The organism is Micromonospora luteifusca, assembly GCF_016907275.1.
GTDB lineage: Bacteria > Actinomycetota > Actinomycetes > Mycobacteriales > Micromonosporaceae > Micromonospora > Micromonospora luteifusca.
Genome location: NZ_JAFBBP010000001.1, coordinates 254,110 through 267,761 on the forward strand (window position 1 = coordinate 254,110; position 13,652 = coordinate 267,761).

Below are 13,652 nucleotides of genomic sequence, written 5' to 3' on the forward strand. Positions count from 1 at the left end.
GTCGAGCGCGGCGGGCGGGTCGCTCAGTGGATGACGACCGGCACCTTGACCTGATCCGCCTGCTGGTCATCGAGCTGCGCCGGCTGACGTCGGCGCGGCAGCAGGGCAGCCGGAATGAACGTGAGCAGGACCAGCGCGAACGCGACCCAGAACGTGGTGGCGAACGACTTGGCGGCGAAGTCGAGCCCGCGTTCGATGATCGACGGGTCCACCGGCATCTGCTGGAGCAGCTCCGGCCGCTGCTGTGAGGCGATGGCCAGCCCGGCCTCGCTGATCGGCTTGCCGCTCTCGTCCACCAGGCCGGGGATCGGCCGGGAGCCGTTCAGCTCGTTGGTGAGGATCACCGACATGACGGCGGCACCGACCGAGCCGCCGATCTGCTGGAGGATGTTGACAAGCGTGGAGCCGCGCGCCACCTCCTGAGCCTGCAGCGTCCGCAACGCCGAGGTCATGATCGGCATCATCGTGCCGCCCATCCCCAGGCCCATCACGAAGAGCGACCCGCCGAGCAGCCAGTACGAGGTCTGCGGGTCGACCTGGGTGAAGCTGAAGAACCCGACGACGATGAGCGCCAGCGCGAACGGGACGGTCCGCCCGATCGGCACCCGGTCGGCCAACGTCCCGGCGATCGGCATGGTGATCATCGCGCCGATGCCCTGCGGGGCCATCAGCAGACCGGCGGCCAGCGTCGTCTCGCCGCGCACCTGGAGGAAGTAGCTCGGGAACAGCAGGCCGGCACCCATGAACGCGATGATGAACACGAACAGCGTCAACGACGCGATGGTCAGGCTGCGGTTGCGGAACAGCCGCAGGTCGAGCAGCGGGTGCCGGGGCTTGAACGAGTAGAGCACGAACGCCACCAGCAGCGCGCCGCCGACGAGCATCGGAGCCCACACCTTGGCCGCGGCGAAGGTGCCCGCCTCCGGCAGCGACGACACGCCGTAGAGGAAGAGGGCCAGGCCCGGCGAGAGCATCAGCATGCCGACGAAGTCGAACGACTCGGACGGCTCGGGGGCGTCCTTCGGCAGCGCCATCTGCGCGTAGATCAGCGCGACGACACCGATCGGCAGGTTGATCAGGAAGATCCAGTGCCAGCTCGCGGTGTCGATCAGCCAGCCGCCGAGGATCGGGCCGCCGATCGGGCCGAGCAGCATCGGGATGCCGAGCACGGCCATCAGCCGGCCGATCCGGTGCGGGCCGGCCGCGCGGGTCATGATGGTCATGCCCAGCGGCATGAGCATGCCGCCGCCGAGGCCCTGAAGCACGCGGTAGCCGATCAGCTCGCCGATCGTGTCGGCCGTGGCGCAGAGCCCCGACCCGATCGTGAACAGGGCCAGCGCCACCATGTAGAGGCGTTTGGTGCCGAACCGGTCGGCCGCCCAGCCGCTGAGCGGGATCACGGTGGCCAGGGCCAGGGTGTAGGCGGTCATCGTCCACGCGACGCGGGCGTAGGACGCGTCGAACTCACTCTGGAACTTGGGCAGCGCCACGCTGACCACCGTCACGTCGAGGATCGACATGATCGCGCCAAGGACGACGACACCCGCCACCTTGAGCACCGCGGCGTCGAGTTTGTCCGCTGTCGCGACGGATTGCTGTGTCACTAACTCTCCTGTAGTCGATTGATCCGGCCATAGGTGGGCGGTGGCGGCGATGCCGCGCCGACCGGCCGGTGGGCGCGACGTGCCGAGGCAACGACGCGCGGGGGCAGACTAACCGCCACATGTGACGGTCTGCCGCCGGTTTTCGTGACCGACCGGACCCGTATCCGAACGGCCGTCCTATTACAGCCGGTCGTCGGGGTGGCGATCAGCCAGCAGCACCCTAGAGGCGGATCGCGGTCCGGATCAGCCCGGCGAGGGCCAGGGATCGACTGTGCGGCGGCCACGCGATCACCGTCGTCACGGTTGGCGCGTCCAGCACCGGCACAGCGGCGAGGTCGCGGCGCAGGTCGGCCCGGCACGACTCGGGCAGGACCGCCGACGTCCGGCCGAGCGCGATCAGCTGGTACAGCTGCGTGGTATCCCGTACCTGCGGACCGGGTCCGTCCGGGTACGTGCCGTCGGGACCGGGACGGCGGGGCGGCGGTAGACCCGGTAGCGCGGTGACGTCGGCCATCCGCACCTGGGCCCGGGCGGTGAGGGGGTGCCCGGCCGGCAGGACCACTACCTGCCCCTCCGTGCGCAGCTCCTCGGTGTCCAGTCCGACCGTCGAGTCGAACGGCCGGTGCAGCAGCGCCACGTCCGCCCGTCCATCGCGCAACATTCGCTCCTGCTCGCCGATCCCGCACAGCAGCACCTCGACGGGGACCGCGCCAGGCTCGGAGGCGTACGCGTCGAGCAGCTTCGACAGCAACTCGCCGGACGCTCCAGCCTTCGTGACGAGGACCAGGCCGGGATGTCCGGCTTCGACAAGGGCGGCGCGGCGGGTACGGCGCTCGGCGGCCTCGACCGCGTCGAGGGCCGCCCGGCCCTCGACCAGTAGCACCGAGCCGGCCTCGGTCAGCGCGACGGTGCGGCTGGTGCGTTCCAGCAGCGCCACCCCGAGCCGCCGTTCCAACTGCGCGATCGCCCGCGACAGTGGTGGCTGCGCGATCCCGAGCCGCTGCGCAGCGTGCCCGAAGTGCAACTCCTCGGCGACCGCGACGAAATACCGCAGCTCACGCGTCTCCATGCGCCAACGGTACCGACGGCACGGCCCGTCCCGCCCGGACGCACACCTACGGCGTGGCCTCGATGGATACCCGTGAGGTATCGACGCCCACTCAAACGGTGTTGGCGGCCCGCTGGGGCGCGGACAGGATCGGATGCATGAGTCAAACGACAATCGCGCTGGTCACCGGCGCGAACAAGGGAATCGGGTACGAGATCGCAGCCGGCCTGGGCGCCCTCGGGTGGAGCGTCGGGGTCGGTGCCCGGAACGACGCGCGCCGAGAAGCCGCAGTGGAGAAGTTGCGCGCGGCCGGCGTCGACGCGTTCGGTGTGCCGCTGGACGTGACCGACGACACGAGCGTGGCCGCCGCCGCCCGGCTGGTCGAGAAACGTGCCGGCGGCCTCGACGTACTCGTCAACAACGCCGGCGTCACCGGCGGTGTGCCGCAGGAGCCGACCACGGTCAACCTCGCGGCCGTACGGACGGCGGTGGAGACCAACGTGATCGGCGTCATCCGCGTCACCAACGCCATGCTGCCCCTGCTGCGCCGCTCGACGTCACCGCGGATCGTGAACATGTCCAGCGGCGTCGGCTCCCTCGCCCGGCAGAGCGGCTCCACCGACGAGTTGGCGACGGGCCCGCTTGCCGTCGCGTACGCGCCATCGAAGACGTTCCTCAACGCCGTCACCGTTCAGTACGCCAAGGAACTGCGCGACACGAACATCCTGATCAACGTCGCCTGCCCCGGCTTCGTCGCGACCGACCTCAACGGCTTTCGCGGCGTCCGTACCCCGGAACAGGGCGCGGCGATCGCGGTCCGACTCGCGACCCTGCCCGACGACGGGCCCACCGGTGGGTTCTTCGAGGACGCCGGTGTGGTGCCCTGGTGATCAACGGGTCGGTAGTCATCACGGTCGGCTTCGGTGAGGATCGTGCTGGATCGTGGATGTAGTGGCCTCGAACGCACCGGACACCCCTTTAACCAGGATCGAGCACGATCTTGCAACGTCCGTGGCCGCAAGGCGGAACACCTCGGCTGGGCTCGCCTGTTGCACTCGACGTGCCGTTTCACCTCCGGCACCCACTGAACGGAGACGCCGTGGACCGCGCCCAACTCGCCAGCTTCCTGCGCACCCGCCGTGCGGCGCTGCAACCGGAGGACGTCGGGTTGCCCCGGGGTCCGCGCCGGCGCACCGGGGGGCTGCGGCGCGAGGAAGTCGCCACGTTGAGCGGGATGTCCACCGACTACTACAGCCGGTTGGAGCAACAGCGGGGGCCGCGCCCCTCCGAGCAGATGGTCGCCGCCCTCGCCCGTGGCCTGCGGCTCTCCCTGGCCGAACGGGACCATCTGTTCCAGCTCGCCGGCCACGCCATCCCGCACCGGGCGGTACGGGCCGATCACGTAAACCCGGGGATGATGCGGATCCTCGACCGGATGCACGACACCCCGGCCCAGGTGGTCAACCACCTCGGCGAGACCCTGGCGCAGACCGCGCCGGCCGTTGCCCTGCTCGGCGACGAGACCCGGCACACCGGGTTGGCCCGCAGTGCACACCACCGCTGGTTCACCGACCCGGCGGCGCGGCGGCTGCACCCGGCGGAGGATCACCAGACGCGGAGCCGCCTGCTCGTGGCGAACCTGCACGCCTCGTACACCCGTGACGGTCGAGGGTCGCGGGCGGCGGCGCTCGTCGACGATCTGCTGGCCAGGAGCCCGGAGTTCGCCCAGCTGTGGCGGGAGCACCCGGTGCCGGCCGGCTCCTGCCCGCCGAAGCGCTTCCTGCACCCCGAGGTCGGGGCGTTGGAGCTGCACTGTCAGATCCTGGTGGACCCCGACGAGTCCCAGACGCTGCTGGTCTTCACCGCCGTGCCCGGCTCGGAGAGCGACGAGAAACTGCGGCTGGTCTCCGTCATCGGTGGCCAGCTCGTCTGATCGCGCTCAGCCGCGCAGGCGGCATCGCCGGAATGCGTGCGTCAAGGGCGCGAGCATGCACCCGTGACCGCACGCGGCGCGGCGAAGACATTGATATCGATGCGTACGCCTGTAACAATTAACACGCTTTACAGTTGGCTTCGCCGCTCGGAAGGACCCCGACATGGCGCGACGATTGGCCGGGCCCGCGCCCCGCCGCCCCCGCATCCGTCTGACCGCCGCGCTCGCGGTGGCCGTGCTCGCCGTACCGGCAAGCCTGTTGGTTGGCGCCTCGCCCGCCACGGCGGCCGCGACGGGCGCCATCACAGGGTACGGCGGCAAGTGCGTCGACGTGGCCGCCGCGAACCCGGCCAACGGCACACAGGTCCAGCTCTACTCGTGCAACGGCTCCGCCGCCCAACAGTGGACGGTGGCCGACGACGGCACGATCAGATCGCTCGGCAAGTGCCTCGACATCGCCGCCGCCAGCACCGCCAACGGCGCACGGGTGCAGATCTACGACTGCAACGGCACCGGCGCGCAGCAGTGGTCGCCCAGCGCCGGGCAACTGGTCAACCCGACCTCCGGCAAGTGCCTCGACGCGACCGGCCCCAGCTCCGCCGACGGCACCCCCCTGCAGATCTGGAGCTGCACCGGCACCACCAACCAGACCTGGACGTTGCCCACCGGCGGTGGCACGACGCCACCTCCGTCCGGCGGCTTCACACACCCCGGCGTGCTGGTCAGCGGCGGGCAGCTCGACTTCGTCCGCGGCCGGGTGCAGGCCGGCGCGCAGCCGTGGGCGTCGGCCTACAACCAGATGATGAGCAGCCGGTACGCCGCACTGTCGCGCACCCCGGCGCCCCGCGCGGTCGTCGAGTGCGGCTCCTACTCCAACCCCAACAACGGATGTACGGACGAGCGGGAGGACGCAATCGCCGCGTACACCGACGCGCTCGCCTGGTACTACACCGGAGATGCCCGGTACGCGCAGAAGTCGATCCAGATCATGGACGCGTGGTCGGCCACGATCACCGCGCACACCGGCAGCAACGCCCCGCTGCAGACCGGGTGGGCCGCCTCGGTCTGGCCCCGGGCGGCCGAGATCATCAAGTACACGTACACCAGCTGGCCCAACGCCAACCGCTTCGCCACCATGCTGCGCAACGTCTACCTGCCGATGGTGCGCAACGGCTCGAACAGCAACGGCAACTGGGAACTGACCATGATGGAAGCGGCCGTCGGCATCGCCGTCTTCCTGGAGGACCGGACCGCCTACGACGCGGCAGTCACCCGCTTCCTCAACCGGACCCGCGCCTTCGTCTACCTGCCCAGCGACGGCGCGCTGCCCTACACGGTGCCCGGCAGCGGTCTCGACACCAGCTCGGAGATCATCGGCTACTGGCAGGGCCAGTCCACCTTCGTCGCCGGCCTCGCCCAGGAGACCTGCCGCGACTTCGTCCACACCGGCTACGGGATCTCCGCCATCTCACACGTCGCGGAGACCTCCCGCATCCAGGGACGGGACCTGTATCCCCAGGTCGGTGAGCGGCTGCGCCAGGCGCTCGGCTTCCACTCGCGTTACCAACTCGGCGAAGCGCCACCCTCCTGGCTCTGCGGCGGCAGCCTCACCCGGGGCCTCGGCCCGATCACCGAGGTCGGCTTCAACGCGATGAGCACCCGACTGGGCAACGTCATGACCAACACGCAGACCCTCACGCTGCAACAGCGCCCCGCCGGAACCAACAACCTCTTCGTCGCCTGGGAGACGCTGACCCACGCCAACAACCCCAACTGACCCTGCCATCGCGGGTCGGCACCGAGACGCCGGCGCCGACCCGCGATCCAACGGAACGCCGCTCAGCCGTCGGCCCCCAGGGCCACCACCGGGCTGACCCGCGACGCCCGCCGCGCCGGCAGCACCCCGGCCAGCGCGGTCAGCACAACCAGCGCCACGAAGAGCCCGACCAGCGGCAGCACCGGCACCGTCAGCGGTGCGTTGATCCCGAGGGTCTGGACCGCCAACCAGGCGTACGGGATGCCGAGCAGCAGACCGACTGTCGCACCGATGACCCCGTACAGGCCGGACTCGACGGTCAACATGGTGCGCAGGCCGGTTCGGGACAGGCCGATCGCACGGAGCAACCCGGATTCGCGTACGCGCTCCACCACCGAGAGCGCGGTCGTGGAGCCCACGCCGACCACCGCGATCAGCACGGTCAGGCTGACCAGACCGACCGCGATCCAGACCAGACTGCTCACCAACGTGTCGTTACGGTCGCGCTCGTCGGCAAGCACCACGAGGCCCACCCCCTCGCTGCCCCCGAGCGCCTGCCGCAGTGCCCGCACGCCGGCCGTGCGACCGTCCTCGCCGGAGCCGGCCGCGTCGGCCAGCAGACCGGTGTACGCGGTCGGCACGCCGAGCCGGTCCAGGTCAGCCGGATCGGTGAGGATGCCCGCGTGCAGCGGGCCTGAGTCGGGCAGGACCGCGGCCACGCGGATGTCGACGGTCTTCCCCGCCCGGGCGAGGGTGGCGGTGTCGCCGGCCCGCAGCCCGGCGTTGCGGGCGACCCAGCTGCCGAGCACGATGCGGCCCGGGCCACGGTCGGCCAGGCTGCCCTCGGCCACGTCCAGGTCCTTGGTGCTCGGCATCGCCGCCAGATCCAGGTCGGTCGTCGAATACGCGGATTCGGCGTCGCCGAGCCGGTCGGTGCCGCGCAGCAGCGTGACGTCGCCGACCCGCCGGTACGGCACCACCCGGGCCAACGCCCCGCGCGCCTCCTCGGCCCGGGTCACGACAGCCGCCGGCAGGGGCTCACCGTTGGTGGTGACCTCGAAGTCCGTCGGTGCGGAGAGCGCCAGCTCGCGGCCGGTGAGGACCTGCAGCGACGCTCCCCCGATGACCACCCCGGCGATCAGGGTCACGCCGAGCGCCACCACGACGGAGACCGCGGCCGCCCGACGCGGCGCCCCGCCGATGCCGCCGACCGACATCCGCCCGAGCGGACCGAGCTGGCGCAGCGGCCAACCCACCACGGCCAGCACCGGCCGCACCAGCAACGGCCCGAGCGCCACCAGCGCGAAGAACGCCAGGGTCCCGGACACGACCAGCAGGAGCAGTGGCGTCGTCGGGTCGTAGGACTCCTGCTCCGGTGTCGGCACCTGCTGCCACGTCCCGACGGCACCCAACACCGCGCCGACCGCCAGCAGCAGCCCGAACACGAGGCGCAACGCGCCGACGCCGCGCCGCCCGGAGGTGGTGCTCGCCGACCGCAGTGCCTCCAGCGGGGAGACCCGGGCGGCCGAGAGCGCCGGTGCCAGCACCGCCAGCACGGTGATCACGACGGCCCCGATCACCACCGCCACCGCCGCCGCGATTGGCAGACCCGGCGGCGAGACGTCCATGCCGGACGCGCGCAGGACCGCCGGCAGGGCGTACCCGAGGGCGAGGGCGCCGGCGACCCCGACGACGCCGGCGACCAGACCGGTCAGGGCTCCCTCGGCGGTCAACGCCCCCACCAGGGTTCCGCGACTCGCGCCGACCGCCCGCAGCAGCGCGAGCTGCCGCATCCGCTGGGCGAAGACGATGCGGAAGGTCGAGGTGACCACCAGCGCCGCCGCGGCGACCGCGATGGCGACGAAGATGCCGACCAGGATGAAGAGCTTCCCGACCTGCTCCGCCGCCGCGTTGACCTCGGCGTCGCGTACCTCGGCGCCGGAACGGATCGGCTGCCCGGCGGTGACCACCGCGGTCACCCGTTGGTGGACGGTCTCCGCCGACTCGCCGGAGGCCACCCGCAGATCGATGCGCTCCACGGCGGCCAGGTGCGCCCAGGCGATCACGAGGCTGTCCGGGGCGTACGCGTCGTAGCCGGCATCGGCGTCCGGTTCGACCACACCGGTCACGGTGAGCGGGGCGGGCGCGGTCAGCTCGCCGCCCGTGCCGGTGGTCGTGGTGCCGACCGAGAGCCCGAGCCGCTCGGCGGTACGCGGGGTGATCGCGATCTCGCCGGGCTGGTCCGGGTAGCTGCCCTCGATCATCCGGACCGTCGCCAGCGGGCCGACGCCCGGATCGGCCTGCAGATTGAGATACCCCTCGCCGATGGACATCCCGACCGTCACCCGGCCCAACGCCTCGACCACACCGGGCACGGCGCGGACGTGCTGCAGGTCCGTCACGGTGGGTGGCGGCAGGTCGGGGTTGCCGACCACCAGGTCGGTGGCGGCCGGGGTGCCGCTCAGGTTGTCCCGCACGGTCCGCTCGGTGATCTGCTGCACCAGCACGGTGCCGAAGACGACGAACGACGCGACCAGGATCGCCAGGCCGGTCAGGAGCAGCCGGCCGGGCCGCCGGGCCGCGGCGCTGGTCTGGGTACGCAGCACGGTCGCCCTCATGCGCGGGCCGCCAGATCACGAAGCGCGTCGGTGACCGACCCCTGGTCCGGCTTGTCGATCTCGCCGGCGACCCGTCCGTCGGCGAGCAGCACCACCCGGTCGGCGTACGCGGCGGCGATCGGGTCGTGGGTGACCATGACGACGGTCTGGCCGAGGTCGCGTACCGAGTCGCGCAGGATGGTGAGCACCTCCGCGCCGGAGCGGGAGTCGAGGTTGCCGGTCGGCTCGTCGGCGAAGACCACCTCCGGTCGCGCCACCAGGGCTCGGGCCAGCGCGACCCGCTGCTGTTGGCCGCCGGACAGCTCGCTGGGCCGGTGGCCGAGGCGGTCACCGAGGCCGAGCACCCGCACCAGGTGGTCGAGGAGCTGCCGGTCCGGCTGCCGGCCGGCGAGATCCAACGGCAGGGTGATGTTCTGCGCGGCGGTGAGCTGCGGCAGCAGGTTGAAGGACTGGAAGACGAACCCGATCCGCTCCCGACGTACCCGGGTCAGCGTCCGGTCCGACTGGCCCGTCAGCTCGGTCCCGCCGAGCAGGACGCGGCCGGAGGTGGCCGTGTCGAGGCCGGCGAGGCAGTGCATCAGGGTCGACTTGCCGGACCCGGACGAACCCATGATCGCGGTGAACTCGGCCCGGCCGAAGCCGACCGAGACCCCGTCCAGGGCACGGACCGCGGTCTCGCCGCTGCCGTACACCTTCACCAGGTCGACCGCGGCGACCGCGGCGTGGCTGGTCTCCGGCGGGGCGTGGGTTGTCATTGTTCCTCCAGTGGCTGCGATGTGACCCGGGAAGCGTCGCCGTCACCGGCGGGTGCGCGCATCGGTCCGGGGCCGGGTATCGCCGGCGCGGGGTCTACCTTTCGGCCGACCTGCCAGCGCTGGGCGCCTGGCTACGCTGGGTCATCATGAGCACGCTGGATCTTCGCCGTTGGTGGGTACGCCTGGCCCAGGCCGCCGGGCTGCTGGCCATCGGCCTACTCGCTCTGTTCGACCTGCGGTTCACCACGTCCGGGAGCATGAGCCCAGCCGATCTCCTGCTCCTGCTGGTGCGGATGGGGCTGGCGGTGGCGACGGTGCCGCTCTGGCTGCCGGTGCACCGGCTGGGTTCCCGCCTGCTGCCGTTGGCCGCGCTGGCGCTCGCCGCCGCCTCGCTGGCCCTCACCTCGGCGGGCGTGTTCATCGCCAACGGCAGCAACCTGTTCGGCAGCAGTTGGGGGCTCGCCGAGTCGGCCGGGCTGCTGGGGGTGGTCTTCGTGGTCACCCGCTGGGGCGCTGCCCGCCTCGCCCCGTGGGCGGCGATGGCCGCCGGGCTCGCCGTCAGCGCCCTCCCGCTGCGCGCCGGCACCGACAACGTGCTCGTGATCTTCGGGCTGATCCAGGCGCTCGCCGCGGCCGGCGCCGCCGGAGTGGGGCTCTACCTACGGATCATCGCCGCCGGCCGGGAGCGGGCGATCGCGCTGGTCCGGGCCGAGCAGCGTGCCGAGTTCGCCCGTGACCTGCACGATTTCATCGCCCACCACGTCACCGGGATCGTGGTGCAGGCGCAGGGTGCCCGGTTCGTCGCCGAGCAGGATCCGCGTCGGGTGATCGTCGCCCTGGAGCAGATCGAGCGGGCCGGCGCCGAGACGATGGCCTCGATGCGGCGGATGGTCGGGATCCTGCGGAACCCGAACACGCCACCGGACGCGCCGCTGGCCCCACTGGCCGGGGTGACCGAGTTGGAGCCGCTGTTGACGGGGTTCAACGGCACGGCGAGCGCGCCGGCACGACTGCACATCGACGGCGACCTGGACGATCTGCCGGTGGAGGTCTCGACCTCGGCGTACCGGGTGGTGATGGAAGGGCTGACCAACACCCGCCAGCACGCGCCGGGCGCCCGGTCAGTGGACGTGGCCGTGCGACGTACCCCGGACTGGTTGCTGGTCCGGGTGGCCGACGACGGCGCGGCCGGGCGCACCGCGCCGGCCCGGGGGCACGGCTTCGGCCTGATCGGCCTCACCGAGCGGGTACGCGCCCTCGGTGGCACGATCACCGCCGGTCCCGGCATCGCCGGCGGCTGGGTGCTCGATGTGGCGTTCCCGCTGCGCACGGCGGTGGGACGATGATCCGGGTGTTGATCGCCGACGACCAGGCGATGGTCCGGACCGGCTTCGGCATGATCATTGGTGCACAGTCGGACATGGAGGTGGTCGGCGAGGCCGCCGACGGGGTGGTCGCCGTCGAGTTGGCCCGGCGACTACGCCCGGACGTGGTGCTGCTGGACATCCGGATGCCGCGCCTCGACGGCCTCGAAGCACTGCGGCTGCTCGCCGGGCCGGGCGTCACCGACCCGATCCGGGTAGTCGTGGTGACGACCTTCGACCTCGACGAGTACGTGCACACCGCGCTCTCCAACGGCGCCTGCGGTTTCCTGCTCAAGGACTCCGGGCCGGCCCTGCTGGTGGAGGCGGTCCGCGCGGCCGTGTCCGGTGACGCGCTGATCAGCCCTTCCATCACCGTACGGCTGTTGGAGCACCTCAGCTCCCCCGCCCCGGCGCGCGGCGACACCGGGCTGTCACCACGGGAACTCGACGTCGTGAAGCTCGTCGCCCGGGGCCTGACCAACGCCGAGATCGCCGCCCAACTCTTCATCGCCGTCGGCACCGTCAAGACCCACCTGGCGAGCGTGCAGATGAAGCTCAAGGCCCGCAACCGGGTCGAGATCGCCGCGTGGGCCTGGGAACGCCGCCTCGTCGGCTGACGGGACACCGACCTGGCCGCACCTGCCTTAGCACCTTTTCGGTGTGCGCGCTGGGGGCGGCCGGCAACAGCTCGCTGTCCAACCCGACCCTGCGGCTGACGCGGTGCGGGCCCGCGACGAGGCCGGCCACCTGTCCCCACTGTCCGCACCGGTCACGGTGACCACCCTGCCGCCACCGCCGAGCTGCGCGGTCCGATCCGTCGTGCGGCAGTGGTCGGACGGCTTCGTGTTCCGCAACGCGGTGATCCCGCCGGGCGGCACCGTGTCGTTGGGGCTCGTCGCCACCGGCACGCAACTGCCGGAGGAGATCACGCTGAACGGCGGCCTCTGCACGGTGGCAGACGAATAACGCTCGACTCCGGGGTCTGGCGCCAGCCCTGACATCTTGCGACGCTAACGGTCGTGTATGACTACGACCTGTTGGTGCTGGGCTCCGGACCCAGCGGTCAGAAGGCCGCGATAGCCGCCGCCAAACTCGGCAGGCGGGTCGGCATCGTGGACCGCCGCGACATGATCGGTGGGGTGTGCATCAACACCGGCACCGTCCCCTCCAAGACGCTGCGCGAGGCCGTTCTCTATCTGACCGGGCTCAGCCAGCGTGACCTCTACGGCAGCAGCTACCGGGTCAAGGAGGAGATCACGGTCAGCGACCTGGCGGCCCGGACCCAACACGTGATCACGCGGCAGACCGACGTCATCCGCAATCAACTGGCCCGCAACCGGGTCGCGATGATCACCGGCACCGGGCGCTTCGCGGACGCGCACTCGGTCTGGGTCGACAGCGGCTCGGGGCGCGAGTCGAAGGTGACCTTCGACAAGATCATCATCGCTGCGGGCACTCGTCCGGCCCGCCCGGACAGTGTCGACTTCGACGACCGGACGATCGTGGACTCCGACGGCGTCATCAACCTCCAAGCCGTACCCCGCAGCATGGTCGTGGTCGGCGCCGGCGTGATCGGCATGGAGTACGCGTCGATGTTCGCGGCGCTCGGCACCAAGGTGACCGTGGTGGAGCGCCGCGACCGGATGCTCGACTTCTGCGACGACGAGGTCATCGAGTCTCTCAAATACCACCTGCGTGACCTGTCCGTGGCGTTCCGCTTCGGCGAGGAGGTCGCCGCCGTGGAGAAGCACCAGACGGCCGCGCTGTGCATCCTCAAGAGCGGCAAGAAGATCGTGGCGGACACGGTGATGTACTCGGCCGGCCGGCAGGGCCAGACCGACGACCTGGCACTGGAGGCCGCCGGGTTGGAGGCGGACCGACGTGGCCGGATCAAGGTGGACGCCAACTACCGCACGACGGTGGACAACATCTACGCGGTCGGTGACGTGATCGGCTTCCCCGCGCTCGCGTCCACCTCGATGGAGCAGGGCCGACTCGCCGCGCAGCATGCCTGCGGCGAACCGATCCGGGAGATGCACGGCCTGCAACCCATCGGCATCTACACGATCCCGGAGATCAGCTTCGTCGGGCAGACCGAGGCGCAGCTCACCGACAACTCGACACCGTTCGAGGTCGGCATCGCGCGTTACCGGGAGCTGGCCCGGGGCCAGATCGTCGGCGACTCGTACGGGATGCTGAAGTTGCTCGTCTCCCCCGAGGACGGTCGACTGCTCGGGGTGCACGTGTTCGGCACCGCCGCCACCGAGATCGTCCACATTGGGCAGGCGGTGATCGGTTGCGGCGGCACGATCGACTACCTGGTCGACGCGGTGTTCAACTACCCGACGCTGGCCGAGGCGTACAAGGTGGCCGCCCTGGACGCCTCCAACAAGATCCGCAACATCACCCGCATCGACGGTTAGCCGAGTACGTCCTAACTCAAGACGGGGCGGCGGGCGCAGCGAAGGACGCTCGCCATCCGCTTTGGCTGCCTGCCGTGTCGATGTGCTGTTGAGCGGTATACCTCAGAGGTATGAATATGACTTTGAGGTATACCGCTCACTACCGCATCCG

11 protein-coding genes are annotated in these 13,652 nt (G+C 71.1%); 7 read left to right on the forward strand and 4 right to left on the reverse strand.

All coding sequences use genetic code 11. The annotated features are described in order from the left end of the window. Positions 1-23 precede the first annotated feature (23 nt). Positions 24-1,604: a DHA2 family efflux MFS transporter permease subunit gene (locus JOD64_RS01210; RefSeq protein ID WP_204940461.1), complete on the reverse strand. Its 1,581-nt coding sequence runs from the start codon at positions 1,602-1,604 to the stop codon at positions 24-26. 220 nt (positions 1,605-1,824) lie between these two features. Next, on the reverse strand, positions 1,825-2,673 hold the full coding sequence (locus tag JOD64_RS01215; RefSeq protein WP_204940462.1) for a LysR family transcriptional regulator: 849 nt from the start codon (positions 2,671-2,673) through the stop codon (positions 1,825-1,827). 137 nt (positions 2,674-2,810) lie between these two features. Between JOD64_RS01215 and JOD64_RS01220 the strand changes: the two genes are divergently transcribed. From JOD64_RS01220 to JOD64_RS01235, 3 genes are all read left to right on the forward strand, one after another. Next, positions 2,811-3,542 carry an SDR family oxidoreductase gene (locus JOD64_RS01220; RefSeq protein WP_204940463.1) on the forward strand — a complete coding sequence of 244 codons (732 nt, stop codon included), beginning with the start codon at positions 2,811-2,813 and terminating at the stop codon, positions 3,540-3,542. 209 nt (positions 3,543-3,751) lie between these two features. Continuing rightward, positions 3,752-4,585: a helix-turn-helix transcriptional regulator gene (locus JOD64_RS01225; RefSeq protein WP_204940464.1), complete on the forward strand. Its 834-nt coding sequence runs from the start codon at positions 3,752-3,754 to the stop codon at positions 4,583-4,585. Positions 4,586-4,748: 163 nt separating this feature from the next. Beyond that, a complete protein-coding gene (locus tag JOD64_RS01235; RefSeq protein WP_239559326.1) occupies positions 4,749-6,362 on the forward strand; it encodes a ricin-type beta-trefoil lectin domain protein in 1,614 nt (537 codons plus the stop codon). Between the two features lie 62 nt (positions 6,363-6,424). On the opposite strand, the gene JOD64_RS01240 is transcribed toward JOD64_RS01235, so the two are convergent. Both JOD64_RS01240 and JOD64_RS01245 read right to left on the reverse strand, forming a co-directional pair. Continuing rightward, positions 6,425-8,959: an FtsX-like permease family protein gene (locus JOD64_RS01240; protein WP_204940465.1), complete on the reverse strand. Its 2,535-nt coding sequence runs from the start codon at positions 8,957-8,959 to the stop codon at positions 6,425-6,427. Further along, positions 8,956-9,714, reverse strand: a complete 759-nt coding sequence (locus JOD64_RS01245; protein WP_204940466.1) for an ABC transporter ATP-binding protein — start codon at positions 9,712-9,714, stop codon at positions 8,956-8,958. The genes JOD64_RS01240 and JOD64_RS01245 overlap by 4 nt, the downstream gene beginning before the upstream one ends. 146 nt (positions 9,715-9,860) lie before the next feature. Between JOD64_RS01245 and JOD64_RS01250 the strand changes: the two genes are divergently transcribed. From JOD64_RS01250 to sthA, 4 genes are read left to right on the forward strand one after another with little or no spacing between them, the layout of a single operon-like run. Continuing rightward, on the forward strand, positions 9,861-11,060 hold the full coding sequence (locus JOD64_RS01250; protein WP_204940467.1) for a sensor histidine kinase: 1,200 nt from the start codon (positions 9,861-9,863) through the stop codon (positions 11,058-11,060). Continuing rightward, on the forward strand, positions 11,057-11,695 hold the full coding sequence (locus tag JOD64_RS01255; protein ID WP_204940468.1) for a response regulator: 639 nt from the start codon (positions 11,057-11,059) through the stop codon (positions 11,693-11,695). Before JOD64_RS01250 ends, JOD64_RS01255 begins: the two co-directional genes overlap by 4 nt. Positions 11,696-11,738: 43 nt before the next feature. After that, positions 11,739-12,044, forward strand: a complete 306-nt coding sequence (locus JOD64_RS01260; RefSeq protein WP_204940469.1) for a hypothetical protein — start codon at positions 11,739-11,741, stop codon at positions 12,042-12,044. A 53-nt stretch (positions 12,045-12,097) separates the two neighbouring features. Continuing rightward, a complete protein-coding gene (gene sthA / locus JOD64_RS01265; protein ID WP_204940470.1) occupies positions 12,098-13,501 on the forward strand; it encodes a Si-specific NAD(P)(+) transhydrogenase in 1,404 nt (467 codons plus the stop codon). Positions 13,502-13,652: the final 151 nt, after the last annotated feature.

Excerpts from the sequence above, each read along its gene's own strand:
- JOD64_RS01240 (WP_204940465.1), bottom strand. The coding sequence starts at position 8,959 with ATGAGGGCGACCGTGCTGCGTACCCAGACCAGCGCCGCGGCCCGGCGG.
- JOD64_RS01235 (WP_239559326.1), top strand. The coding sequence starts at position 4,749 with ATGGCGCGACGATTGGCCGGGCCCGCGCCCCGCCGCCCCCGCATCCGT.
- JOD64_RS01250 (WP_204940467.1), top strand. The coding sequence starts at position 9,861 with ATGAGCACGCTGGATCTTCGCCGTTGGTGGGTACGCCTGGCCCAGGCC.
- JOD64_RS01220 (WP_204940463.1), top strand. The coding sequence starts at position 2,811 with ATGAGTCAAACGACAATCGCGCTGGTCACCGGCGCGAACAAGGGAATC.
- JOD64_RS01255 (WP_204940468.1), top strand. The coding sequence starts at position 11,057 with ATGATCCGGGTGTTGATCGCCGACGACCAGGCGATGGTCCGGACCGGC.
- JOD64_RS01215 (WP_204940462.1), bottom strand. The coding sequence starts at position 2,673 with ATGGAGACGCGTGAGCTGCGGTATTTCGTCGCGGTCGCCGAGGAGTTG.
- JOD64_RS01245 (WP_204940466.1), bottom strand. The coding sequence starts at position 9,714 with ATGACAACCCACGCCCCGCCGGAGACCAGCCACGCCGCGGTCGCCGCG.